Annotated in this window: 20 protein-coding genes and 3 pseudogenes; 12 read left to right on the forward strand and 11 right to left on the reverse strand. The window is 68.3% G+C overall.

Translation table 11 applies throughout. The features are described from left to right. Window positions 1-149: 149 nt before the first annotated feature. Entirely contained in the window at window positions 150-2330 is a 2181-nt protein-coding gene (locus StrepF001_RS24205; protein WP_129800315.1) for a GDSL-type esterase/lipase family protein, read from the reverse strand. A gap of 635 nt (window positions 2331-2965) precedes the next feature. Beyond that, entirely contained in the window at window positions 2966-4030 is a 1065-nt protein-coding gene (locus StrepF001_RS24210) for an amidohydrolase family protein (protein ID WP_129800316.1), read from the reverse strand. A 92-nt stretch (window positions 4031-4122) separates the two neighbouring features. Between StrepF001_RS24210 and StrepF001_RS24215 the strand changes: the two genes are divergently transcribed. The 3 genes from StrepF001_RS24215 to StrepF001_RS24225 all read left to right on the forward strand — a co-directional run bounded on the left by StrepF001_RS24215 (window position 4123) and on the right by StrepF001_RS24225 (window position 6004). Next, a complete protein-coding gene (locus tag StrepF001_RS24215) occupies window positions 4123-4869 on the forward strand; it encodes a TetR/AcrR family transcriptional regulator (RefSeq protein WP_129800317.1) in 747 nt (248 codons plus the stop codon). A gap of 248 nt (window positions 4870-5117) precedes the next feature. Next, window positions 5118-5732 (forward strand): recombinase family protein, encoded by a 615-nt coding sequence (locus StrepF001_RS24220; protein ID WP_165396348.1) that lies wholly within the window; start codon window positions 5118-5120, stop codon window positions 5730-5732. Window positions 5733-5824: 92 nt separating this feature from the next. Beyond that, complete coding sequence (locus StrepF001_RS24225) at window positions 5825-6004, forward strand: hypothetical protein (protein WP_129800318.1); 180 nt, start codon at window positions 5825-5827, stop codon at window positions 6002-6004. 25 nt (window positions 6005-6029) lie between these two features. On the opposite strand, the gene StrepF001_RS24230 is transcribed toward StrepF001_RS24225, so the two are convergent. The 4 genes and pseudogenes from StrepF001_RS24230 to StrepF001_RS24245 all read right to left on the reverse strand — a co-directional run bounded on the left by StrepF001_RS24230 (window position 6030) and on the right by StrepF001_RS24245 (window position 10232). Beyond that, a complete protein-coding gene (locus StrepF001_RS24230; protein WP_129800319.1) occupies window positions 6030-7568 on the reverse strand; it encodes a carboxylesterase family protein in 1539 nt (512 codons plus the stop codon). A gap of 330 nt (window positions 7569-7898) precedes the next feature. After that, window positions 7899-8696 carry a transposase family protein gene (locus tag StrepF001_RS24235; RefSeq protein ID WP_240797654.1) on the reverse strand — a complete coding sequence of 266 codons (798 nt, stop codon included), beginning with the start codon at window positions 8694-8696 and terminating at the stop codon, window positions 7899-7901. Window positions 8697-8765: 69 nt separating this feature from the next. Next, on the reverse strand, window positions 8766-9275 hold the full coding sequence (locus StrepF001_RS24240) for a hypothetical protein (protein ID WP_240797655.1): 510 nt from the start codon (window positions 9273-9275) through the stop codon (window positions 8766-8768). A gap of 207 nt (window positions 9276-9482) precedes the next feature. After that, a pseudogene (locus StrepF001_RS24245) lies at window positions 9483-10232 on the reverse strand (transposase family protein). A 185-nt stretch (window positions 10233-10417) separates the two neighbouring features. Between StrepF001_RS24245 and StrepF001_RS24250 the strand changes: the two are divergent. The 7 genes and pseudogenes from StrepF001_RS24250 to StrepF001_RS24280 form a co-directional block, all read left to right on the forward strand. Further along, window positions 10418-10684, forward strand: a pseudogene (locus tag StrepF001_RS24250) (transposase); the annotation flags it as partial. A 312-nt stretch (window positions 10685-10996) separates the two neighbouring features. After that, window positions 10997-11968 carry an ABC transporter ATP-binding protein gene (locus tag StrepF001_RS24255; RefSeq protein ID WP_129800320.1) on the forward strand — a complete coding sequence of 324 codons (972 nt, stop codon included), beginning with the start codon at window positions 10997-10999 and terminating at the stop codon, window positions 11966-11968. Next, window positions 11965-12816 carry an ABC transporter permease gene (locus tag StrepF001_RS24260; RefSeq protein WP_240797656.1) on the forward strand — a complete coding sequence of 284 codons (852 nt, stop codon included), beginning with the start codon at window positions 11965-11967 and terminating at the stop codon, window positions 12814-12816. Before StrepF001_RS24255 ends, StrepF001_RS24260 begins: the two co-directional genes overlap by 4 nt. 260 nt (window positions 12817-13076) lie before the next feature. Continuing rightward, window positions 13077-13283: pseudogene (locus StrepF001_RS24265) on the forward strand (NAD-dependent deacetylase); the annotation flags it as partial. A gap of 147 nt (window positions 13284-13430) precedes the next feature. Continuing rightward, on the forward strand, window positions 13431-15731 hold the full coding sequence (locus StrepF001_RS24270) for a PEP-utilizing enzyme (protein ID WP_129800321.1): 2301 nt from the start codon (window positions 13431-13433) through the stop codon (window positions 15729-15731). Further along, window positions 15728-16330, forward strand: a complete 603-nt coding sequence (locus tag StrepF001_RS24275) for a gamma-glutamyl-gamma-aminobutyrate hydrolase family protein (protein ID WP_129800322.1) — start codon at window positions 15728-15730, stop codon at window positions 16328-16330. The genes StrepF001_RS24270 and StrepF001_RS24275 overlap by 4 nt, the downstream gene beginning before the upstream one ends. Beyond that, entirely contained in the window at window positions 16327-17094 is a 768-nt protein-coding gene (locus StrepF001_RS24280) for a phosphocholine cytidylyltransferase family protein (protein WP_129800323.1), read from the forward strand. The genes StrepF001_RS24275 and StrepF001_RS24280 overlap by 4 nt, the downstream gene beginning before the upstream one ends. On the opposite strand, the gene StrepF001_RS24285 is transcribed toward StrepF001_RS24280, so the two are convergent. After that, window positions 17016-17738 (reverse strand): (d)CMP kinase, encoded by a 723-nt coding sequence (locus StrepF001_RS24285; RefSeq protein ID WP_165396349.1) that lies wholly within the window; start codon window positions 17736-17738, stop codon window positions 17016-17018. The two genes, StrepF001_RS24280 and StrepF001_RS24285, sit on opposite strands and share 79 nt — an antisense overlap. A gap of 40 nt (window positions 17739-17778) precedes the next feature. Then, a complete protein-coding gene (locus tag StrepF001_RS45715; protein ID WP_165396350.1) occupies window positions 17779-18606 on the reverse strand; it encodes a hypothetical protein in 828 nt (275 codons plus the stop codon). 184 nt (window positions 18607-18790) lie between these two features. Here StrepF001_RS45715 and StrepF001_RS24290 point away from each other — a divergent pair, with 184 nt between their 5' ends. After that, the gene (locus StrepF001_RS24290; RefSeq protein WP_165396351.1) at window positions 18791-19474 is read left to right on the forward strand and encodes an HAD family hydrolase; all 684 of its coding nucleotides are present in this window, start codon (window positions 18791-18793) and stop codon (window positions 19472-19474) included. A 60-nt stretch (window positions 19475-19534) separates the two neighbouring features. Then, a complete protein-coding gene (locus StrepF001_RS24295; protein WP_129800326.1) occupies window positions 19535-19918 on the forward strand; it encodes a hypothetical protein in 384 nt (127 codons plus the stop codon). Window positions 19919-19978: 60 nt separating this feature from the next. Here the strand turns inward: StrepF001_RS24295 and StrepF001_RS24300 are convergent, their stop codons facing one another. From StrepF001_RS24300 to StrepF001_RS24310, 3 genes are read right to left on the reverse strand one after another with little or no spacing between them, the layout of a single operon-like run. Then, window positions 19979-20461 (reverse strand): methylated-DNA--[protein]-cysteine S-methyltransferase, encoded by a 483-nt coding sequence (locus StrepF001_RS24300; RefSeq protein WP_129800327.1) that lies wholly within the window; start codon window positions 20459-20461, stop codon window positions 19979-19981. Window positions 20462-20470: 9 nt separating this feature from the next. Continuing rightward, window positions 20471-21946 (reverse strand): AlkA N-terminal domain-containing protein, encoded by a 1476-nt coding sequence (locus StrepF001_RS24305; protein ID WP_276322836.1) that lies wholly within the window; start codon window positions 21944-21946, stop codon window positions 20471-20473. A gap of 49 nt (window positions 21947-21995) precedes the next feature. After that, window positions 21996-24053, reverse strand: a complete 2058-nt coding sequence (locus StrepF001_RS24310; protein ID WP_129800328.1) for a heavy metal translocating P-type ATPase — start codon at window positions 24051-24053, stop codon at window positions 21996-21998. Between the last annotated feature and the right edge of the window lie 9 nt (window positions 24054-24062).

The following is a 24062-nucleotide window of genomic DNA, read 5'->3' on the forward strand; positions in this document are numbered from 1 at the left end:
GTGGTGCCGGTGCCGCGGCCGGGCAAAGGTCGCGCGGTGGTTCACCTCCGGCTCAGGCCGCGGATTGGTGGCGGCGACCGGCCTGGTGGCGGCGCTCCCGGTGAGGTGGTGTCACCGGGAGCGCCGCGAGGTGTGTGGGTGGTGCGCGGTCAGTGTGGGATCACGGTGCCGGCGATGCGGGGTTTGCCCTCACCGGCCGCGTTCCAGGTACACATGAACACCCGGTAGTGGTGGCCCGGCGTCAGCCCGTCGACATGCGCGGTTCCTGCCGAGGGCGGGTAACCGATGATTCGCGAGTGCACCTGCGGGGTGTCCTCGTCGTAGATCCACAGCGCGTAGCGGGTGATGGAGTCGGTGTGCGGCCCGGTGGGCGGGGTCCAGCTCACGTCGATCGATCCGGCGCCGGCGGCGGCGTGGATGGTCGCGGGCGGCGGGGCCGTGGTGGGGTGGGCCACTCCTCTGATCGGGTCCGACCACGGTGACTTCAGCTCGTCGCTGTCCCCGGCGACCGCGCGCATCTTCACCTCGTAGGTGTGGCCGTCGTGCGGTTGGTCGGTGAACTGCCAGCCCAGGTCGAAGCGGTGGGTGTGCGGACCGGGGATGGCGTCGTGCCAGTCGGTCTCCGCGCCGGGGGTGACATCGCGCCACTTCACGTCGTAGCCGTGGGCACCGAAGACCTTGGACCAGGTCACGGTCACCCCCTGCTGGGTGCCGTCGAACTCCAGGTCGGAGGGGGTTGCCACCTGCCGGGTGGGCATGGTGTCCGGCACCTCGGGCGGCTCCGCGCCGATCCCGAACTCCTCGTGCAGGGTGGTGCCGAACGCTTCGGCGATGCGGTACTCGCCCAGCGCGTTGGGGTGCAGCCCGTCGTAGGTGGTGGCGCACCGGTCGGAGGTCGAGTCGCAGTCCATCGCGGCGTCGATGTCGGCCAGGGCGACCGGGGAGGCGTCGGTGTCCCAGTCGGGGATCGCCTCGGCCAGGGCCTCGTTGTAGTCCGTGGTGCGCTTCGGCAGCTGCGGGTTGGCGTCATCGAGGGTGGTGCGCTGCGGGACATTGCCCAGCACTATCTTCACGTCCGGGTTGGCCGCCCGGGCGTTGTCGACGAAGTCCTTCATGGTGTCGACCAGCCCGGCGCCGGCCCCGAGCCAGCCGATGTCGTTGAAGCCCAGCTCGACCAGCAGCACGTCGGGCAGTTGCTCCTTGGCCCCCAGGTCGTCCATCGCCGACTTGATGGTGTCCACGCTCTGGCCCAGCTGCCGGCCCCACATCGCGTAGTGCGCCGATCCGCCGTCGACGAAGCCATCGTCGGCGTCCTTTGCGTACGCCCCCGTGAACCGGTCCGGATCCGGCTCCGACTCGTCGGGCTCCTCGCTTCCCTCCAGGGGCGGCGGTACGGGCGGGTGGGGGTCTTCCGGCTTGCTGGTCCCGGTCAGCGGTCCGACGAAGGCGGCCGGCACGTTCTGGTTCCGGGCCCACTCCCACAGTCGGTACCGCCAGGTGTGGTCGCCCTCGAACCCGTTGCTGATCGAGTCACCGACGACCAGCACATTGCCCATCGGTGAGGGATCCTCCGGGTCCTCGGGGGTGATGCCGTTGTACGGGTTCCAGGTGTAGTCGAGGTCGGGCGAGGGGGGCTTGCCGTTCCAGTCGAAGTAGTGGAACACCAGCTCGGCCGGGTTGGTGGCGATGTATCCCTTGCCTGGCCTGTCGTCCTGGTCGTCCCAGGCCCACGGCGGATTGGCCGAGTCGGTCCCGCACTCGCCGTCCGCGGGCCCCGCCACTCCGCCTTCGCCGCAGGCGGCGCCGTTGGGGTTGCCGCTGTCGTCCCCGGCGAAGTTGTCCGGTGTGGCGAACAACGACGTCAGGTTGCGACTGTCCCACATGCCGCCCGGGGCGAAAACGTCGGTCAAGGCGTACTGCACGTCCCGGTCGTTGGAGTCTTCGGGCACCTCGGCGGTGCTGCCGGGGTAGTACAGAATCCCGTCGCCGTCGGCGTACTCCTCCCGCAGGCTGGTCAGATCGGTGACGGCCCACGCGGCGTGGGTGCCGGCCTGCTGGGCGGTCCACGGGCGCTGGTGACCATCCGTGTGCGGGCTGCTCATCAGGGGGAGCGTGCCGTCGAGGCCCTTGCTGGACCATGTGCCGCCTTCGGGCACGTAGGAGTAGAAGTGGCTGTGGGACACGGTGACGGCGGCCTTGAGAGCGCCGTGTTCGGAGCCGCCGCGCTCCACGACGACGAGCGTGCCCTCGGCGTCGTTCTCGTGCTCGCTCGCGTCCTCCTGGGGGTTGTCGAGCGCCGCGTCCGCCCAGTCACGCGGGTGGAAGAACATGTAGAGCAGGTACCAGTAGCCCTCGGTCTCGACACCGAGTAGTAGACGTGCGCCGCCAGCGGGGACTCGGTGATGTTCTCCCAGTTGTTGCGGCCGTTGAGGTCGCCGTCGAAGTCGTAGGCGGCGAGGTAGTCGGACTTCCCGCCCTCCGAGGTCTCACCGCTGGTGTCGACGTCCTGGAAGTGCACCGGCGCCCACCATTCGGCGATGGCTTGCCGCTCCGCGGCGGTGGACGCCACCGCCTCGGCGGGACGGACGATGCCAAGGCCCACGGACACCGCCAAGACGGCCAAGGCGATCGCCACACTGAGGGGTCTGCGTTGTGCGGGCGGCACACGATGAGGGTTTGTCGCCACTGTTCCTCCGGGATTCGGGCAGGCAGAGGTCACCGCTGGGCCAGGGACAGGCCACCGGCTCGCGGTCCATGAACGGGCGGGCCGCTGAACGCGGCCCGCGTGGAGAGGTGTTCACAACGTCATCCGGCTGTTCGATGGGTGGCGGCCCTGGGAGGCAGGGCCGGCCGCAAAGACGATCGGCAGGCCGGTGGCGCGTTCGGCACCCTGGTTTCATCGATCAGGCGATCGCCATGACGTAGTCGCCATGACGGCAACCGGGTTCGGCCGGTCTGCTCCGTCTCATCGGTCATCTGCGGATCGGCTGTCGACGTTCGTGGCGGCTGCGATATGGCCGGTCAGCATCTCCCAGTTGCCGGACCCGATAGCCGCCTTCTCCTCCTGGGTGAACGGTGCCTGTTCGAGGAAGGAGCGGGCGACTCCGCCGCTGGTGTCCAGGAAGGGGAAGCCGCCGGGCCGCGTCCCGAAGGTGTACGGGTAGTCGGTTGAGTACAGCATGCGGTCGGTGCCGATGACCTCCGCCGTCCACCGCAGGTAGCGCTCGCTGACCGTACCGCTTCCCGCCACCCAGAAGTTCTGGCGGAAGTAGTCGGCCAGGGGACGTTCCAGCTTCGCCGCGTTCTGCAGGATGCCGATGTGGTCCAGGTAGAACAGGACGACTTCGCCCCAGTGTCCCGCGATCACCTGCAGGTCGGGGTGGCGGTCGAACACACCGGAGAAGATCATCCGCAGGTACTGCACGCCCAGGTCGTAGTACCAGCCGAGACCGGCGGTCGCGAGCATGGGGCCCACCCCATGGGGCAGTCCTGAGTAGTACGCCTCCTGGACCGCCTGCACCGGGGTCTGCGGGTGGAAGTGCAGCGGTACCCGGAGCCGCTCAGTGGTGGCGTAGAGGTCGTCGAACTCGGGCGCGTCAGCCGGCTTGTCACCGGTGCGCCCGTACAGCATCGCGCCGCGCAGGCCGAGCCGCGTGACGGCGCGCTCCAGTTCCGCCGCAGCGGCTTCGGGTGACGGCGTCGGGATGACCGCGAGCGCCTGGAAACGCTGCGGGTGGGCGCGGACGACCTCGGCGAGCGCGTCGTTCGCCTCACGCGCCACGCTCACGGCGTCCGCCGCCGCCAGGTTCTGCACCCCCGGTGTGGCCAGCGACAGCACCGCCACGTCCACGCCCTGGTCGTCCATGTCGGCCAGGCGCCGATCGCCGACGTCCCGCAGCCGCTGCGCGAACGGCTCGTCGCCGTAACCGAGCTGCGGGATCTGCGGCACCCCCGCCCTCGTCCATGCGTCGAGCAGGACTGGCAGAACCACGTGCTCCTCAAGGCCTGTGATGTGCAGCTTCTCGGGCATACGCGCTCCCCGTTCTCGCTGTTTCCAGTGATAAGGATAGAACGATAACACTGATTCCATCAACGGAAACAGGTGGGCGCTATCATTGATTCATGCCTGATGGATCGCACTCCGACGCCCCTGCCGCCCCAGAGTCGGAGGGTGCACCCGACGCCCGTGAGGTCACCCGGCAGCGGGTTGTCGAGGCAGCGGCGGACCTGCTCGCGCGCGAGGGGCGCGAGGCGGTGACCACCCGCGCGGTCGCGGCGGCCGCCGGGGTGCAGCCCCCTGTGATCTATCGCTTGTTCGGCGACAAGGACGGGCTCCTCGAGGCGGTGGCCGAGCACGGTTACGCCACGTTCCTCGCGGCCAAGCACGTGGACGCCCATCCCCAAGACCCCGTCGAGGATCTACGCGCGGGCTGGGACCTCGCCGTCGAGTTCGGGCTCGCCCATCCGGAGCTGTACGCGCTGATGTACGGCGAGCCCAAACGCGGCACGACATCGGCCGCCTTCCAGACCGGCATGCAGATCCTGCTGGGGCGCATCCGCCGCCTCGCCACCGGCGGCTGGCTCCGCGTCGACGAAAAGCTCGCAGCCGCTCTCATCCACGCCACCGCGCGCGGCGCCGTGCTCACCTGGCTGTCGCTGCCCGAGGACCAGCGCAACCCCGCCCTGCTCACCGCCATGCGCGAATCCATGGTCACCGCCGTCACCCACGACAAACCCGCCGTGCAAGACACGGGCCCCGCCGGCGCCGCCCGAACCTTGCGCGCCCTCCTGCCCGAACAGACCGCGCTCAGCAGTGCCGAGCAACACCTCCTCAGCGAGTGGCTCGACCGCATCGCCGCAAACGGCTGAAGCCTGCCCCTCGGCGCGTGGAGCGGTTGAGTTGATCGGACAAGCCTGTCCGGTTGATGATCGGTGATGCGCTGCGGGTGCGGACACCACCCCCATCCGCTCACGCTGACAAACCGACCGATTCTTGAGCAAGATCGGGAAGTGGCGGTCCGCGGCCGGACCGGCGCCGGGTCCTGTGTGAAAAACGGTGGCAAAAAGTCGGCCTGCTCAAGAACTCGGATTCCACCGTTTTCTGTCCGATCGCGCGAATGCGGACGCCTTCCGGCGACGACATCGCCGATCTCCTCGCCCCCGTCCCCGCCGTACTGACCGGGGCCCTCGTCGGGTACGCCCGCGTATCGGCGAAGGGACGGTTGCTGGACCGGCAGATCCACTCACTCACCGAAGCAGGCTGCATTCGGATCTTCGCCGACAAGAAGTCCGGCAAGAACGCCGAGCGCGAGGAACTTCGGAAGGCACTCGACTGCCTCCGCGAAAGGGACACCCTCGTCGTCCCGCCCCTGGACCGGCTCGGCCGCTCGATCCAGGACCTCATCGCGATCGTCTCCGGCCTGCGCAAGCGCGGCATCGGTTTCACCTCGCTGCACGAGGCACTCGACACCACCACGCCGGGTGGGCGCCTGGTGTTTCATGTCTTCGCGGCCCTGGCGGAGTTCATCCGCGAACTCATCGTGCAAGGCACCAACGAAGGTCTGGACGCCGCCCGTGCCCGTGGCGCCCGCCTTGGCCGTCCGCCGGCGATGACCGAGGAGCAGGTGCGTCACGCCCGGGATCTGCTCACCCGCCCCGGCAACACCGTCACGTCCATCGCGAAGCTCCTTGGCGTCAGCAGGAACACGATCTACAAGTACGTGCCCGACTGAAGGGCGGTCGGGTCGCACTCGCCGAAGCAACGGCCGCAGCCGAACTGCCCCGGCCTGCGAAGTCGGCGGAGTAGTTCAGTGGTGTGCGGCTGGTGACACGGTTCGTACCGGCACCCCAGATCCGGATGGACCAGCAGCTCGAAGAGGCACTCACCCACGGGCCCGACGCCCTCCGCCTGACCGCCGTCTTCGGCATCGGCGAACGCGCCTCGATCCGCTACGCCAACGCGGCCAAGGCATTCCTCGAGTCCTCGCTCGAACAGAACCAGTAGCCCCGGCCGGCCGGGTTGACCGGCGCTACCGGCTGATCAGCGGCAGCACGGGGAAGGTGTGACTCTGCCAGATCAGGCGGGAGGGCTCTTCCGGGTAGGCGGTGACAGCCGACCGAGTGTCGAAGAGCTGAACGAGGCGTTGACCGATGTCGTACGCGGGCCAGCCGGGGTCGCCGTGGGCGGCGAACGATGCCCATGCGGCGCGCATCCGGGCGGACAGAGCCTCTGCCTCCGGGGAGGGTGTTTCACCGATCAGCATGGCAGGTTGGCCGCGGTTCAGGTTGCCGAAGACGAGTGGTACGTCGAGGCCGTGGCAGGCGCCGAGGGCGCCGCCCGTGCCCGGGGCCGGCCAGGCCAGCTCGTAGACATGCGCGCGGCCGCCGACAGCCGTCTGGGCCTCGGCGAGGTGGAGCGACGGCATGCGGAACAGCCAGTCGGAATGGACCAGTTCGTACAGCTCGTCCGGGCTCGCCGCCGGGAAGGCGTCGCGGTAGCGGCGTGCGCCGTCCGGGCCGGGTGCGAAAACGCGGAGGGCGTTCGCCGCCTGCTCCTCGCTCACCTCACCGAGCAGACCGTTGATGGCGGTGAACAGGCGCTGCTCGTCGCGAGTGTGGCCGACGAGGAGTTCGATGTCGCGGCCGGCGCCGTCGGTCAGGGCCTGCCACGGTGTGGCGGCCAGGACCTCGCCGTCGACGACGGGCGAGAAGGGGATCGTTCTGTGCGCGGGCTGGCCCCAGCGTTGCGCCCACTGGTCCATCTTGGCGCCGACCGTGTCACCGGCGGCGGACAGCCGGCGTGGGGCAACGCCGGACAGGTCGGCCACCGTGGGCCGCAGCCCCAGCTCGGCGGCGCAGGCGGCAGTGATGTCCGCGGCAAGATCCGGCGAGAAGAACGTGCCCGGCACGCTCTGCGCGACGGCCCGGCGGAAGAGCCCGGCCGCACGGTCCATCGCCAGCAGCGCGGCGACCGATCCCCCGCCCGCCGACTGCCCGAAAACCGTGACCCGGTCAGGGTCGCCGCCGAAAGCCCGGATGTTGTCGCGCACCCACTCGAGAGCGGCGACCTGGTCGAGCAGACCCCGGTTGGCAGGAGCCCCCTCGATCTGCGCGAAGCCCTCGATACCCACGCGGTAGTTGAACGTCACCACGACCACGCCACCGTCCCGCGCGAGCCGGCCACCGTCGTACTCGGGGAGGCCGGACATACCGATCACGTAGGCGCCGCCCTGAATCCACACCATCACCGGCAGCCCCGCGCCCGGGTCGGGTTCGGGCGACCAGACGTTGACCGTCAGCCAGTCATCGCCCGCCGCGTCCTGCGACAGCGCATCCATGCCGAAATGCCCACCCTGCGGGGGCGGCGGGCCGTACGAGAGGGCCTCCCGCACCCCGTTCCAACCCCGCACCGGTCGCGGAGCAGCGAAGCGCAACACGCCGACCGGGGGCTTGGCGAACGGGATGCCACGAAAGACCGCCACACCCGCCTCCCAGCTGCCGCGCAGCCTTCCGGCCGCCGCGCGGACTTCGGGCTGGGATCCGGATGACTTGGACTCGCCAACGGTCATCACAACTTCCTCTCAGACAGGAGGAGAGGGCTCGCGGCGGCCCCGGACCCTGCGGATCATCCACCGCGGTTGGATGCCGCGCCAGCGATTTACGGATGACTCGGAGTGCTGGAACCGGGCATCCGCCGTCTTGATCATCTTTCTGTTCAGACTTCCACCGGCACAAGCTCAGACCTCAGCGCTGCTGATCACCCCACCACATTGAAGATCGGCCAACTTCGAATCCACAGGTCACCGGGGCTGGTGTGAGTCGGTGTTCTTGCGCTCGTACTGGTCGTGGGCGGTTGTCTGCTCCCAAGATCGTCTGTCAGGGGGCGACTTCGGTGCGGGTCAGCACGAGCAGCGCCCGCAGCAGCGTGGTCGCGTAGCGGGGCGACAGCCGTAGCTTGGCGAGGATGCGCCAGTTCTCCAGGTGCGCGAAGGCTGTTCACAGACCGCGCGGACGGACGCGATCAGCTTGTTGACCTGCTTCTTCGCCGATGTGAAGGGCTTGGTGCGGGCGGCCTTGTAACCGATGATGACCACCGGGTTGTCCACGTCGTCGTCCAGGCCGGTGAAGCCGAGGTCGCCGATGGCGCCCAGCTCGTGGGGGCGCAGGCGCTCGACGAGCTTGTTGTAGCGGGCGGTGGTGATCTCCGAGGAGCGTCCCGGGCGGGCCGCGGAGATCCACAGGAGCCGGCCCCGGTCGTCGGTGAGCGCGAGGAAGAGCAGACCGTGGGCCTTGTGTTTCCCGCTGTAGTTGCGGCGGTTGTCCGCTCCGGTGCGGCGCCGGGTGCCGTCGATCAGGACGATGTGGCCACCCTTTCGGATGACCTTCTTCAACGCGCGGTCCAGGCGCTCGGCCCGTGTGGCGAGCAGTTCGATTACCTCCATCACCCAGCGGCGCACCGTGGTCGCGGAGATGTTGTTGCCGCCCGTCATGTCGGCAAGCCGCTGGTCATGGCGCAGGACGGCGAGGACGACCGTGGCGATCCGTCCGGGCGGCAGCTTGCGCCACCTGGAGTGGATCTTCTTCAAGTGTCCGCGCAGCAGGTCGCCGAGGAAGGCCAGGGTGGCCGTGGACAGGGTGAGGCTCGACAGGTAGACAACCGGCTCAGCGCCTCTGGCGGAGCTGGTCTTGTTTCGCATACGACATCAGCTGCCGCCGGGGGCACGGACGTTACGGCCACGGCGCAGGTCGCCGCGCCCGCCCCGCGTTCACAGTGTGGTGGTGAACTTCCCGTCCGCGAGCTTGCGCAGCCAGCCCCGCTCGGCCAGCCGGTTCAGCTTCGCGCGCAGCGCCTCCGAACGGGCCGGTTCCAAGGAGATGCCCAGCTCACCGCAGACCTGCTTCACCATGACCGGTCCGTCGGCCCGCCGCACCACGTCCATGATCCGCTGGTAGTCCGCGGGCCGGACCGTCTCGTCCATGCCCCGCTCGCGTTGCGGCACCGCCAGTACCGCACGGCCTGCGACCTGCCCGGCACGCGGCGTCGCGGGCCGCTCGGCCTCGGCGCGCGCCTGCTCGGCCAGCCGACGCACGACCCGTTCGGCGACAGCAAGTTCCTCCAGCTCATCGCGGACTTCCTGCAACTGCTGGCTCAACTTCTCTGCCTGCACCTCCAGTTCGGCCCTGCGGGCCGTGATCAGTTCACGAAAGTCCGCTTCCGCGCCCTGGGCCACCTTGATGTACCTCCCGCCCGGATCGTACGGATATCCGCCTCGCACACGCCGGAGAATCCACAGATCCGTGATCGCCGAAACGGCAGACGATCTTGAGGTCCGACAAGCGTCCTCGACCAGCACGAGTACACGATTAACGACTCATACCAGCCCCGTGACCAGCGGCTTCAAGATGGCGGATCTTCAATCAGGGCAATGAGCCAGGTCCTGCTCTCCCTGGCGAGACGACGCTCAACGAGCCAGTGAGCCTTTTCAGCACTGCCGCTCCAGGGTGAGGACGGCGGCGGAGATTGACGACATTCGATTCGGGCTGCACCGGGCCCTGCGGAAGATCCGCCACGACTTCAGGCGCGCGACGCCGCGCTCGACCGGTGCGCGTGCCGCGGACAGCGTGCGGTTGACGGTTTGCCGGGTTGGTGTGAGGTCGCGCCCCGGCGGGCGTCTGAGGGGTGTCGTCACCCAGGCGCCGGCTCCCATGCAGGCGCGGTTGGCGAGGATCGGTACGCCCTGGCGTTCACAGATCCGGATGATCCGGTGGTTGCGGGCCGCGGTGAGGTCGTGGGCGCGGCTGGGCAGTGCGGGCGAGATCCACAGCAGCCGCCCGGCCGGATCGGTCACCAGCTGCACGTTCACTCCATGTCGGCGGTGATTGGGGGGAGTAGTCGGCCCGGCTGTCGCCGACCCGGTCGCACTCGGCGAGAGTGCCGTCGAGCAGGACGTGATCGGGATCGGTCTCCCGCAGGACACGCAGCAGGCCGGGTGCACGCCGGGAGAGATGGTCGATCACGGCGGTGGCGTAGGCGTGCGCGGTGCCGACGCAGATGCCGAAGCCGGCGGCGATCTGCGCGAGGGTGTCATACCTGCGGAGTAGATCAGGCCGACGAGGGCCCGCCGGTGGGGCGGGAGCTTGCAGCGGCGGTCACCCTCATGGGTGACGATGAGCATGGTTACCCACTCGACCAGGGCGTGAGGCAGGTCGAGTGCGGCAGGATATGGAACCAACGAGGCTCTTGAACCGATGAGTTGAGACGTCGAATACCTCTCTCAACGGCACAGGAGCCTCGTGCGTTGCGGACGTCGATGCCGTCACCCGATCAGTGGCCACGCTGAAAAGGCTCACTGTCTTGAACACCTACGCCGACCACTACAACTGGCACAGGCCGCACCAGCCCCTGCAACAGCGCCCTTGGCTGTCCAACCTGCCCGAGGACACCCCGGTGGCTGAACTGGTCCGCCTGGCCAAGATCCGCTGGCGCATCGAGCACGACTACCGGGAGCTCAAGCACGGCCTGGGCCTGGACCACTTCGAGGGCCGTTCCTGGACCGGCTGGCATCACCACGTCACCCTGGTCACCGCCGCCCACGCGTTCCTCACCGAACAGCGCCTGGCCCCAAAAGCCGATACAGCGGACTCACCCTCTACCAGATCCTCGACGCCATCCAAGACCTGCTGAACTGCTGGACCGGCACCTGCACCACCTGCCACCGCCCACTGCCCAGAACAGTCACCACCAGCCAGAACCCAAGAGCCAGAGCAACCTAACGGAGTACTTCTAGGCTGTGACCGGGAAGGTACGCCGGGTCGTGGAACAGCATGAAGCATCTGAACCGTTCGGTAATGTGTTCGTCCGGAGAGGGCCCGAACGGCTGCTGCCAGGCGGCAACGGCAGCCGCAGCCGTAGACACGTCCCATGACCACGGGCGTCGGCACGGCCTCCGGCCCCTGATCCCAGAGGACGGACCACGAGACGGACGGGGAAACACCGATGACGACCGCTCATGCCCTGTCCGGGGCTGGGAGCAGCCCACCGTCGGACAGCGACACGGTCATCGAAGTACGGGATCTGCGGATGCGCTACCGCAGCCAGGACGTACTGAAGGGGGTCGGCTTCACGGCCCGGCGAGGCGAAGTCGTCGTGTTGCTCGGCCCGAACGGCGCGGGCAAGACGACCACGATCGAGGTCTTGGAAGGCTTCCGGATGCGCTCGGCCGGTGACGTGACCGTCCTCGGCACCGATCCGGCTCGCGGGGACGAGCGGTGGCGTGCGCGCCTGGGCATCGTGTTGCAGTCCTGGCGCGACCACGGCAAGTGGCGGGTGCGGGAACTGCTGGCCCATCTCGGCTCGTACTACGCGCCGTACTCCACCACCCTCGTACGGCGGCCGTGGGACGTCGACGAGCTCATCGCCGCCGTGGGGCTGACCGAGCAAGCGGACAAACGGGTCGGAACCCTGTCCGGCGGGCAGCGCAGGCGTTTCGACGTGGCCGTCGGCATCGTGGGCCGACCCGAGCTGCTGTTCCTGGACGAGCCGACGGCCGGTCTGGACCCGGAGGCCAGGAGCGAGTTCCACGGCCTGGTACGCGGGCTCGCGGACGAGAACACCACTGTTTTGCTGACCACGCACGACCTCGCCGAGGCGGAGAAGCTCGCCGACCGGATCCTCATTCTGGCCGGTGGCCGGATCGTGGCCGATGGTGCGGCCGAGGAGCTGTCCCGGCAGGCATCGGCCGAGGCCACCGTGCGCTGGACGCGGGACGGACAGCCCTTCGAGGAGGCGACGGCCGAGCCCACCCGGTTCGTCCGTCGGCTGTTCGAGGAGCACGGCGAGACGATCGGAGGGCTGGAGGTGCGCCGGGCGAGCCTGGAAGACACCTACCTGACGATGGTGCGGGAACTGGAGGCGGGAAGCGTCCCCGGCGAGCGGGCGGCACACACTTTCGGGGAGGAATCGCGGTGAGTCCGGTGTGGTACGCGGCGAAAGCAGGGGTGCGGCGCGGCTGGACGGAACTTCGGCAGACCTTCACCACCGGCCAGGACGTGTTCGGGTACGCGCTCTGGACGGTCCTGCTCATCGTGCCGCTGTTCCTGGTCCGGGACGATCCGCTCAAGGGCGCCGGCATCTCGGCCGGCGCGTTCATGCTGCCGAGCATGCTGGGGATGACGCTCGCGTTCACCGGGATGATGACCACGGCGCAGCTGCTCGCGACCGAGCGCGAGGATGGCACCCTGCTGCGGGCCAAGGCCGTACCCCACGGCATGGTCGGCCACCTGGTCGGCAAGATCATCATGGTGTCGGGGACGGCTCTCGTCTCCATGGCACTCCCCTTTGCCGTTGGCGTGTTCCTGGTGGACGGGGTTGCCCGGCAAGGCGGCGGAGCGTTGCTGACGCTGGTGTGGGTGGTGCCGCTGGGTCTCCTGGCAACCCTGCCGATGGGCGCCGTCATCGGCTCACTCGTCGACAGTCCGCGCACCATCGGTTTGCTGATGCTTCCGGTGATGGGACTCGTCGTGATCTCCGGGATCTACTTCCCCCTGTCGAAGCTGCCCGAGTGGCTGCAGACCGTCGGGCAGATCTTCCCCGTGTACTGGCTCGGCCTCGGTCTCCGGGCCGCCTTGCTGCCGGCCGAAGCGGTCGCCGCCGAGCTCGGCGAATCCTGGCGGCACCTGGAGACAGCAGGCGTGTTGGGTGCCTGGGCGGTCGCCGGGCTGCTCCTCGCACCGTCCGTCCTGCGCAGGATGGCCCGCCGCGAGTCCGGAGCCGCGATGGCGGAACGGCACCGGAAGGCGATGCAGCGTGTCGGTTAGGGCCTGTCCGGCGGATCAGGTCGCAGGGAAGCAACGGCGACTGATCGGCGCAGGTGAGCGGGGTCTGGTGCGTCCAGCTGCAAGGCGGAGGAGGGAGTCGACGCGATGGGGGTCCCCCCGCTCGAGCGAAGCCGAGAGTGGGGGAGTCGGCGACCGACGACAACGCCGGTGGGGGCACCGCCCGCTCGAGCGAAGCCGAGAGTGGGGGGAGGGCGTGCCAGACCCCGCGTCCGCGACATGATCCGCCGGACAGGCCCTGGTGTCAGGTGTTCATCGCCATCGGGACCAGCCTCCAGGTACAGCCCGCCGCCGGGCTCGCGGAGGTCGCCGCCGACCACGGGGCCCGGCTGATCATCGTCAACGCCGAGCCGACCCCGTACGACGAACGCGCCGACGAGGTGGTACGGGAACCGATCGGAACCGCCCTGCCGAAGCTGCTGCGCCGGCTGAGCGTCGAGAGCGACTGATGCTCGTGGGATTCCCGTCGTCCGGGAGGTGTTCATTGCTCGGCCCCGGGACGCCCTGGCCGAAGCGGCACCGATGACGGAGTTCCCGCGGCGGCGTATAGTGCCGGATTTACCAGGCACGGTCTCTCCGGCTCAAGGAGCGCGCCAGTGACAGCACGGGTGAGGTTGGGAACCAAAGCGGAAAGCCTCAGCCGTGTATCCCCCCTGCTGCGCAGCGGCCGCGTAATGCCTCTCCGGTATTTCACGGTGGCCGAGTGGCGTGCGCAGCGGGATGAAATCGCCAGCAGCATCGTCAATTCGACAGGATTCGATCAGCCGCTCATAGTCCGGAGCAGCGCCCGATGCGAAGACTCCGCGCAGTACTCCGCGGCCGGCCATTTCCTGTCCGTCGCCGGTGTGCAAGGCAGCCAGGCGCTGAGGCAGGCGGTCGACTCGGTGATCGCCTCGTACCAATCGTCGCTGGACGACGATCAGGTTCTTGTCCAGCCCGAGGCCAGGACGTTGACCGCTTGCGGCGTGGCAGCTTCGTGCGACCCCAGTACGGGTGGCCCGTACTACGTGGTGAACTGGACTGACAGTGCCGAGACCTTCGCCGTGACCGCTGGTGCAGACGCCGCGCTCCGTACCTGGTACCGGGTATCACACGGTCCGGCCGCGGCTCCTCCTGAAGGATTCCTCGAGAAGGTCGTCGTCCTGCTGTCGGAGCTGGAGGTACTCACGGGCCTTCCGCATTTACAGGCCGAGTTCGGTATCGACAACACGGGCGAGCCGATCCTCTTTCAGGTCCGACGACTCACGAACGTTCCTTCCGGCATATCCTTCGAACGTCACCGCGCTGCCTTGCGTATCGTCGACCAGCAGCTCCGTGATCGCTCCCCCAACGTCTACGGGGTCATGCCGGACTGGAATCCGGCTGAGATCATCGGGATACGCCCGCGCCCGCTGGCTCTCTCCCTTTACCGGGCCCTCCTGACCGACCGGGCCTGGTCCGTCGCACGCGGCCGCTACGGTTATCGCGTCGTCGATCGGTCGCCTGTGCTCGTGGACTTCGCGGGCGCACCCTATGTGGACTGCCGAGCGAGTTTCACGTCGCTCGTCCCCGCGGATCTCGATGAGGACCTCGCGAGCTGGCTTGTCGAGTACTACCTCCACCGGCTCGCCTCCTGTCCTCATCTGCACGACAAGGTCGAGTTCGACATCGCGTTCACCTGCTACACCTTCGACCTCGACACACGACTGAGGAGATTACGCTCGGCGGGGTTCGACACCGATGACTGCCGCGCCCTTTCACACAGCCTGCGCAGCCTCACCCGTAAACTCCTGACGGGTCCCGGACCTTGGCAGGAGGATCAGTGGAGCATTCGCGAACTCGCGCGCCGACGCCGCGACACCGCTGATGGGTCGCCCTCCTCCGCATCTCGTATGAAGCGACTGTTGCACGACTGCATGCGCTACGGCACGGTCTCGTTCGCGGGGCTCGCACGGTCCGCCTTCGTCGCGACGGAACTGCTGACCAGTCTGGTGCGTACGGCTGTCATCACCCCCGCGGAGCGGCAGGCGTTCGCAGGAGGGCTGCAGACCGTCGCCGCAAAGATGTCACGGGACTTCCACCGGATGGCCAAGGAAGACTTCCTGCTGCTCTACGGGCATCTGCGGCCGGGCACGTACGACATTCTCTCACCGCGGTACGACGAGGCGCCCCATACCTACTTCAGTTGGCAGCAAGGCGAAACACCGGCTTCGCAGCGTTCCGAATTCCGTCCGTCAGCCCTGCAGACTGATCAGTTGACGACCAAGCTCAAGGAAGCGGACTTCCCGGTCACCCCGGAGCAGTTCTTCTCCTTTCTGGCCAGAGCCATCACAGCTCGCGAACTTGCCAAGTTTGAGTTCACCCACAACCTCAGTGATGCACTGCTTGCCCTCAGACTCCTGGGTGAACAGGCAGACGTCGATACGGATGACCTGTCCTACGTGGACTACTCCACCATCACGCAGCTGACGGATGACTCCGCCCTGAACGCGGCTCTGCTCCGCCGGGCGGCCGAAGAGGGCAGGGCCGCACACCGGACCACCGAGTCCCTCTCGCTGCCTCCAGTGATCGCTTCGCGGCAGGATGTCTGGAGTTTCGAGATGCCGCCCACTCAACCAAACTTCGTCACTCAGCGCAGGGTGTTGGCGCCAGTGGCGAGGGTGACCGACGGTGAGCCCGTCGAAGGGTGCATAGCCTTCCTGGTGAGCGCCGACCCCGGCTACGACTGGCTCTTCACCCGGGGGATCGCCGGCCTGGTCACGTGCTACGGAGGCGTCAATTCTCATATGGCGGTCCGTGCCCAGGAATTGAACGTACCTGCAGTCATCGGGGCAGGCGAGACGAGGTTTCACCTTTGGTCGGGTGCCTCGAGCCTGGAGATCGACTCCGTCAACATGTCCGTGCGAGTTGTAGCGTGAGGTTCGTCGGCGTCACGCAGAGGGCGCTGCCACCCACCGAATTCGGCGAAGTCCGGGATGCGCTGGACATCAGATGGCCGGCGTTCCTCGCCGCATGCGATCTGGCCGGAGTCCCCCTGCCGAACGTGTCCGACATCGCGCTCGAAACCGTCGTCGGCCTGGCTCCAGCGGGAATCGTCCTCACAGGCGGTGACGACTTGGCGGCCTACGGTGGAAAATGCCCGCAGCGCGACCTGACAGAGATCACTCTCTTGCATTGGGCTCTCTCACGGAATGTGCCGGTGATCGGAGTCTGCCGCGGCATGCAGGTGATCCTCCATGCCTTCGAAGTCGCGCTCTCCCCGGTGGACGGCCACGCGGGAGTCCGTCACAGGGTTGTGGGCGAGGGGTGGGAGAGAACCGTGAACAGCTATCACCGTTGGGCCGCCACCAGCATCGAGGAGCCACTGGACGTCGTCGCACGGCACGGTCCGGTGATCGAGGCGATCCGGCACCGGAAAGCGCCGGTGGTCGGCATGATGTGGCATCCGGAGAGGGAAAGGGTCCCGAACCCGCGGGACATCGCCCTCTTCCGGGAGATCCTCTTGGATGAGCGATGAAGGCCGTCGTCCTGGCAGCCGGTCGAGGTCATCGGTTGGGGCCGTACACGGCGGACCGGCCCAAGTGTCTGGTCGAAGTGGCCGGCGGCACGCTGCTTTCCAGGCAGATCGCTGCCCTTCGTGCCGCCGGTGCCAGTGAGTTGGCCATTGTCTCCGGCTGGCAAGGGAAAAGTCTCGAAGGCAGAGGCCTCACAGTCTTCCACAACACGCGGTGGGCGCAGTCGACGATGGTGGAATCACTGCGCTGCGCAGCGCAGTGGTTGTCCTCCACCGAGGTGCTGGTCAGTTACGGGGACATTGCTTACACCTTGGATGCCGCCCGCCGACTGGCAAAAGCGGAAGGGGCTCTCGCCATTGCCTACGATCCGCACTGGCTGAGCCTGTGGGAGCGACGTTTCACCGACCCGTTCGACGACGCGGAGCGGTTCCTGCTGAACGCCGATGGCTCGGTTGCCGAGATCGGGGGGCGGGCCAACGGGCCGGCGGATGCGACCGGACAGTACATGGGCTTGCTGAAATTCACTCCGCACGGCTGGGCCGAGTTGGAAAGGGTGAGAAGTGAAGCACCCGTTGAAGTGGCCGCGACCCTGGACATGACGGCCCTGCTGAATCGTGTGATCCAGGCAGGGCGTGTACCGGTCGTCGCGGTCCCGGCTCCTGGTCCGTGGTGCGAGTTCGACCACCCTCACGATGTGTCGGTGGGAACGGCCATCGTGCGCAGGATCGACGAGTTACGCCGGATTTCCGCTGGGCGGCAGATGTAGTAGTACAGGATCATCGCATCCTGGGAGGCGGAGAGACCGGCGAAGTTCTCATGATGGATGACGTCCGCCAGGCGCCTCGATTCGTCGAGCCGACTGCGATCCCGCTCGTCCACCAGCCTCATCCCCCGGACGAAGTCTGCATATCCCAAAGCGGAGTCGGTGGACAGCAAGTGGACATCATGAAGCCGCCGATACCGGACTTCAGGCGGTGCGTCCAGAAAGAACTTCCACCTCGCATCGGGGACGATCAGGGTGTTCGCGTCGCGCCCCTCGACAACCGACGGTCGGCTCCGCGCGAGTTCTCGCTGACGTCGGAGCAGTAGGGCACGCAAGTCGGGATCCTGCGCCACCTCGGAAGTCAGCGGCAGGACGACCGGATCGGAGATGTCGTCGGTGACGTCGACATCGTCGACGTGGAGGCGCAGAGAGCCGTGCGCGGACGAGAACGTGAAACGTGAGGTACGGGCGGCCTCGCAGGCGGCCGCGGCACGCTCACGGCGCTCGACGTCGCGCACCTTCAGCGCTACGGCGCGGTACATCAGCCCTGTACTGATACACGTCCACCCGAGAAGCCGGGACAATTCGAAGGCCACCGAGCTTTTACCGGAACCTATGGGTCCGTCTATCGATACGACGTCTTCCACACATGCAGGGGACACGACTTTCCTCGCAAGGTCGGGGCGATCACAGATGAGCGATGTCCAAATCCACCTCCGCCTGGTCCAACCTCGAACGCACAAGGGTGGACGCGTATTGTGCGACTGACTCCAACCCCATGGTCCGGCGTATTCCGTGAGCGAGACCGAGGGACGCATTGAATGCGTCGTCAAAGGTCCGTATAGCGTTCTGTATGTCCAGGAAATTCGTCTCGTAAGAAGTCATGGAATAACCGATACCGGTTGTCGTGACAAGTGAGTGGATCAGCAGCGAGTTCCCTATGATGAACTGTCCGGCGAGTCGATTGTGGGTGTCGACGGCGAACTGCAGATTTGGGTAGCGGTCGCCGAAACGCTGCAGTTGCTCCACAAGATCGAGCAGGCGGTGCCGCAAACGGTTCTCGTCATATCCCCACGAAGAGAGCACCACCGGAATGTCCAAGGAGGCCAGAATGCGCACTTCGTACCGATGTCTGATCAACTCGGAGACGAGCTCACGTTCACGAAGCATCAGTGCGTCGTAATCACCGGTGCCCGAGGTGTCACGACTTGAGGAGAATGAGGTGAACAGGCCGGCCAACCGGACGACGGGCCGTTCCCCGCTCCTCCGTCCTGCGGCGAGGAGCCGTTCGAGGAAGTCGACGTTGACCACGGCCCGCTCGTTGACGTCCGAGATCAGACGGCGTTCGACGCTCGGTTCGACGGTGCCGTGCGACAGGATCTCACTCGTACCGCCGTGCACCTGCAGAGCGGGCGGAAGCACAATGAATGTGTCACCGATGACGATCCGATTGTTCGCAATCAGCGAGTTTCTGGTGCTGCGCAGTGTGACCCGTTCACCGGACATTCTGATCACCGATCGCTAGTTCTCGAGCTGCGATTCCGCTCACCAGCAACACGTGCATCATTTGTCACTTCGAGCGCCTCGGGGCAAATTATCCTACAGCCCACTCGCTCGCTCTGGCGCACAAGCGATTGATCTTTCTTGGCCCCGATCCGGGCAGTGCGTCAGGAAGTCCCCTTCCTGTATCCTGCCGCGAGTGACGACAAAGGGTGTGATTTTCGATTTCGCCGGAACCCTGTTTCATCATGATCGCGAATCAGAGTGGCTGGAAGACCTGCCAGAACCGAAGGGAAACTGGGACGCGGCTGAGAAGAAGGCATTTCAGCACCGTTTCGCCACCCCTGACCGATTGAGTAAAGGCTTACCGGCGGAAGCTCGAGCGGCATGGGAGAGGCGCGACCTGCACCCCGACCTCCACAGGACCGCGTACCTCTCGCTGCTGCATGCCGCGGGAGTCGATGAGCCTGCCGTACGGCAGGCACTGTATGAACGTCTGATCGACCCGTCGTACTGGAAGCCGTACCAGGACGCGCTCCTGGCCTTACGCAAACTGGACGAGTTGAGCGTCCCGGTCACCGTGGTCAGCAACATCGCCTGGGACATCCGCCCTGTTTTCGATCTCCATTCGATGACCCATCTCGTCTCCGGCGTCCTCATGTCGTATAGGGAGGGAGCCATGAAGCCCGATCCGCAGATGTTCCTCAGCGCCTGCGAAAACATGGGCATTCCCCCTCAGGACGCGCTGATGGTCGGGGACGACGAGCGTTCCGACGGAGGCGCAGCCGCCCTGGGGATCGCGGTGAGCATCGTCCCCCCGCTGCGGCCCGGCAACCGCTGCGGAGCGCTGCTGTCCGCGCTTGCCGCCCACGGGCTGGCCTGACGCGCGGAACACCGACGGCCAGTCCCTGGGCGTTCGTCGCATCAACCACAGGAGTCAGCGGTGCCCTCACGAACTTCCAAGATCATCACGGCCGCCGGGGTGGTCCTCGGTGTCGCCACCGGGATCGTCACCAACCTGATCACCAGTCGCTGGAGCTGGTCCCTGGCCGCAACCCTGGCCGTACTGGTGGTGGTTGCCGTGGCCATCGCCCTCCGGGGCACTGGGGGCACGCAGGGCTCCGGCCAGGTCCGCGTGCGAGCTCACCACGGTGGCTCCATCACCGGCTCCGGCATCACTGTTCGCAATGGCGCCGTCGCCGAGCAGTTGGCCACCCGGCGGGGCCGTATCAGGAACTCGCCCGTCATCAGTCGCGGCGCCGATACGGCTCAGCAGGCAACGCGAGGCGGGGAAATCGAAGGCTCCCCTCTGGACGCCGGTCCATGACAGGCCCGGTCCCCATGCGACCTTGCCCGCACTGTGGGGGCCGCGCCGGCCCCCCACTGCCTAGAACAACGCCGTCCCACGTTCGAAGTCCAGGAGACGTTGTTTGCGGGGGAGGCCACCGCCGTAGCCGGTGAGGCTGCCGTCGGCGCCGACCACGCGGTGGCAGGGGACGATGATGCCGATGGGGTTTCTGCCGTTGGCGAGGCCGACCGCGCGGGACGCCTTGGGGTTGCCCAGGGCGTCGGCGAGTTCTCCGTACGTGCGGGTCTCGCCGTGGGGGATCTGCCGCAGCTGTTGCCAGACGGTGCGCTGGAACGGCGTGCCGTTCAGGCGTAGTTCGAGGGTGAACTCCTTCAACTCGCCCGCGAAATAGGCCTGCAGTTGCTTCTCGGCCTCCGCGAAGGGCGTGTCGTCGGGCTCGCCGAAGGTCTCCTCCGGTGGGCGGTGGCGTTGGTCGGTCATGTAGAGGCCGCACAGGACGCCGTCCTCGGCGACGAGCGTCAGCGGGCCGTACGGGCTGTCGATCACGGTGTGCTGTTTCACTGAACGTCCTTACACAGGCAGGAAGTTGATCGGGTGGCTGTCCGTCGCCCACAGGTACTGGACCGCGTAGGCCCGCCACGGCCGCCAGGACGCCGCGCGCGCGGTGAGCGCGGCGGGTGTGGACGGCAGGCCCAGCTCTCCTGCCGCGCGGCGGATGCCGAGGTCGGTGGGGAGGAAGGCGTCGGGGTCGCCGAGGGCGCGCATGGCGATGACGTCGGCCGTCCAGGGGCCGAACCCGGGGAGGGAGAGGAGTCGGGCGCGGGTCTCGGGCCAGTCGCTCTCCACGCCCAAGTGGAGTGAGCCGTCGGCGAGTTGATCGATGAGTGTCGTGAAGGTCGTCCGGCGGGTGCGGGGCATCGCCAGTGACTCCGGGTTGACGGACGCCAGCGACTCGACGGACGGGAACAGGTGGGTGAGACCGCCCTCGGGGTCGTCGACGGGTTCGCCGTGTGCGAGGACCAGGCGGGCGGCATGGGTGCGGGCGGCGGCCGTGGAGACCTGCTGGCCCAGTACCGCCCGTACGGCGAACTCGGCCTCGTCGACGGTGCGCGGCACCCGCCGCCCCGGCGCCTTGTCCACCAGCGGCGCCAGCACCGGGTCGGTACGCAGCTGGTCGTCGACGGCGGCCGGGTCGGCGTCCAGGTCGAGCATGCGGCGGCAGCGGCTGATGGCGACGGGCAGATCGCGCAGGTCGCTGAGAATGAGGCGGCAGGCGATGTGGTCGGGGTTCGGGGTCAGCGCGACGATGCCGTGGCCGTACGGGAGGCGGAGTGTGCGTCGGTATGCGCCGTCGCGCCACTCCTCCACGCCCGGTACGGCGGTGGCCGCGAGGTGACCGAAGAGGTTGTCGGGGTTGAGGGGGGCGCGGAACGGGAGGCGCAGGGACAGGGCGCCGGGGGTGCCCTGAGGGCGAGGTGCTCGGGTGCGCAGCTCGCTGGGAGTCAGGGCGTACACCTCGCGGACCGTGTCGTTGAAGGTGCGGATCGAGGCGAAACCGGCGGCGAAGGCGATCTGCGCCATCGGCAGTCCGGTCGTCTCGATGAGCAGCCGGGCGGTCTGGGCGCGCTGGGCGCGGGCCAGGGCGAGCGGGCCCGCGCCCAGCTCGGCGAGCAGCTGGCGTTCGATCTGCCGGGTGCTGTAGCCGAGCCGGGCCGCGAGGCCGGGGACGCCCTCGCGGTCGACGACTCCGTCGGCGATCAGCCGCATGGCACGGGCGACCGCATCTGCGCGCTGGTTCCATTCCGGGGAGCCGGGGCTGGTGTCCGGACGGCAGCGTTTGCACGCCCGGAAACCGGCCTGCTGGCAGGCGGCCGCGCTCGGGTGGAACACCATGTTCTGCGGCTTGGGCGGCACGACGGGGCAGCTGGGGCGGCAGTAGATCCCTGTGGTCAGGACCGCTGTGAAGAACCAGCCGTCGAAGCGGGCGTCCTTGGACTGGACGGCGCGCAGACAGCGTTCGGTGTCGGTGTGCATCCCGTTCTGCATGCGTCCAGCATCGACCAGCGGCCGGGTTGGGGCTGGCGGGAATTCGACATCAACCTCGGCTGTCCTGGACCGGCCCGGATCGCCACGCGGATTCGCGCAGCAGCCGGAGCCCGTTCAGCGCTACCAGGATGGTCGAGCCCTCGTGTCCGGCGACGCCGAGCGGCAGCGGCAGATGGCCGACCAGGTCCCACACCACGAGCACGGTGATGAACGTGCCCGCGATGACCAGGTTCTGCTGGACCAGTCGGCGGGCGGCCCGGGAGAGTCGTACGGTCGCGGGGACGGTGGCGAGTTCGTCGCGTACGACGACGGCGTCCGCGGTCTCCAGCGCCAGGTCGGAACCGGCGCGGCCCATCGCCACGCCGGAGTGCGCGGCGGCGAGGGCGGGCGCGTCGTTGACGCCGTCTCCGACGAAGAGCACCTTGCGGCCGCTGTCCTGGAGGTCGCGTACGGCGTTCACCTTGTCCTCGGGCAGCAGGTCCGCGCGGACGTCCGTCAGACCGGTGGCCTCGGCGACACGGGCGGCGGTGTGCGCGTTGTCGCCGGTGAGCAGGACGGGGGCGGTGCCGGTGAGGGCGGTGAGGGCGGCCGTGGTCGCGGCGGCCTCGGGGCGGAGGCGGTCGGTGAGGGCGAGCGTGCCGACGGGATTGCCGTCGCGGACGACCAGGACGACCGTCGCGCCGTCCTCGCGACCGGCCAGAGCCTCCGCGCCGACCGTCGCACCGTCCTCGCGACCGGCCAGAGCCTCCGCGCCGACCGTCGCGCCGTCTTCGGGATCGGCCAGGGACTCCGCTCGGACCGTCGCACAATCCTCGGGATCGGCCAGGGACTCCGCGCGGCCGACGCTCACCTTGTGCCCGTCGACGACGGCGGTGACCCCGCGGCCCGGGACGGCCGTGAACTCCTCGGTGGGCACGATCGGCAGGTCCCGGGCGCGGGCCGCGGCCACGATCGCGCGGGCCAACGGGTGCTCGCTGGGGTGCTCGGCCGCGGCGGCGAGGGCGAGAAGCCGGTTCTCGTCGAGGCCGGAGTCCGGCAGCGGTCGTACGTCCGTCACCTCGGGGGCGCCCTCGGTGAGCGTGCCGGTCTTGTCGAGGGCGGCGGTGTCGATCTCGCCGAGGCGTTCCATCGCGACGGCCGACTTGACCAGCACGCCGTGCCGGCCGGCGTTGGCGATGGCGGACAGCAAGGGCGGCATGGTGGCCAGGACGACCGCGCACGGGGAGGCGACGATCATGAAGGTCATGGCGCGCAGGAGCGCTTCGGTGAGGTTCGCGCCGAAGGCGAGCGGTACGGCGAAGACGGCGAGCGTGGCGACGACCACGCCGACGGCGTACCGCTGTTCGACCTTCTCGATGAACAGCTGGGTCGGCGCCTTGGTGCGGGAGGCCTCCTCCACGAGGGTCACGATGCGGGCGATGACCGAGTCGGCGGGGTCCCGTTCGACCCGGACGCGCAGGGAGCCGGTGCCGTTGAGGGTGCCGGCGAACACCTCGTCGCCGGGGCGCTTGACGACCGGGAGGGGTTCGCCGGTGATGGTCGCCTGGTCGGCCTCGCTGGTGCCGTCCAGGACCTGGCCGTCGGCGCCGATGCGCTCGCCCGGCCGGATCAGCAGCACATCGCCGACGGTGAGGTCGCCGGTCGGCACGGTCTCCTCGGTGCCCTCGTCCGTGAGGCGGGTCGCGGTGGTGGGCGCGAGGTCGAGCAGGCCGCGCACGGAGTCGGCGGTGCGGGCGGTGGCCAGCGCCTCCAGGGCGCCGGAGGTGGCGAAGATGACGATCAGCAGGGCGCCGTCGAGGACCTGGCCGATGGCGGCCGCGCCCAGCGCCGCGACGATCATCAGCAGATCGACGTCGAGGGTCTTGTCGCGCAGGGCCCGCAGTCCTTCGAGGGCCGGTTCCCAGCCGCCGGTGACGTAGGCGACGGCGTACAGCGGGGCGAACGCCCAGGTGGGGGCGCCGCCCAGGTCGAGGGCGAGTGCCGCCAGGAACGTCACGAGGGCGGCGAGGGCCCAGCGGGCCTCGGGCAGGGCGAGGATCCGGGTGCGGCGGCGGGATGCCGTCGGGGTGCGGGTGGGGGTCGGATGGGGCGCAAGAGTCGCTGACACAGGGCCACC

Origin of the sequence: Streptomyces sp. F001 (genome assembly GCF_004187715.1) — a bacterium.
GTDB lineage: Bacteria > Actinomycetota > Actinomycetes > Streptomycetales > Streptomycetaceae > Streptomyces > Streptomyces flavusporus.

Bases quoted from the DNA above. Each gene is read 5' to 3' on its own strand.
- StrepF001_RS24205 (WP_129800315.1), bottom strand. From the start codon at position 2,330: ATGTTCTTCCACCCGCGTGACTGGGCGGACGCGGCGCTCGACAACCCC.
- StrepF001_RS24210 (WP_129800316.1), bottom strand. From the start codon at position 4,030: ATGCCCGAGAAGCTGCACATCACAGGCCTTGAGGAGCACGTGGTTCTG.
- StrepF001_RS24215 (WP_129800317.1), top strand. From the start codon at position 4,123: ATGCCTGATGGATCGCACTCCGACGCCCCTGCCGCCCCAGAGTCGGAG.
- StrepF001_RS24220 (WP_165396348.1), top strand. From the start codon at position 5,118: ATGCGGACGCCTTCCGGCGACGACATCGCCGATCTCCTCGCCCCCGTC.
- StrepF001_RS24230 (WP_129800319.1), bottom strand. From the start codon at position 7,568: ATGACCGTTGGCGAGTCCAAGTCATCCGGATCCCAGCCCGAAGTCCGC.
- StrepF001_RS24235 (WP_240797654.1), bottom strand. From the start codon at position 8,696: ATGCGAAACAAGACCAGCTCCGCCAGAGGCGCTGAGCCGGTTGTCTAC.
- StrepF001_RS24255 (WP_129800320.1), top strand. From the start codon at position 10,997: ATGACGACCGCTCATGCCCTGTCCGGGGCTGGGAGCAGCCCACCGTCG.
- StrepF001_RS24280 (WP_129800323.1), top strand. From the start codon at position 16,327: ATGAAGGCCGTCGTCCTGGCAGCCGGTCGAGGTCATCGGTTGGGGCCG.
- StrepF001_RS24305 (WP_276322836.1), bottom strand. From the start codon at position 21,946: ATGCAGAACGGGATGCACACCGACACCGAACGCTGTCTGCGCGCCGTC.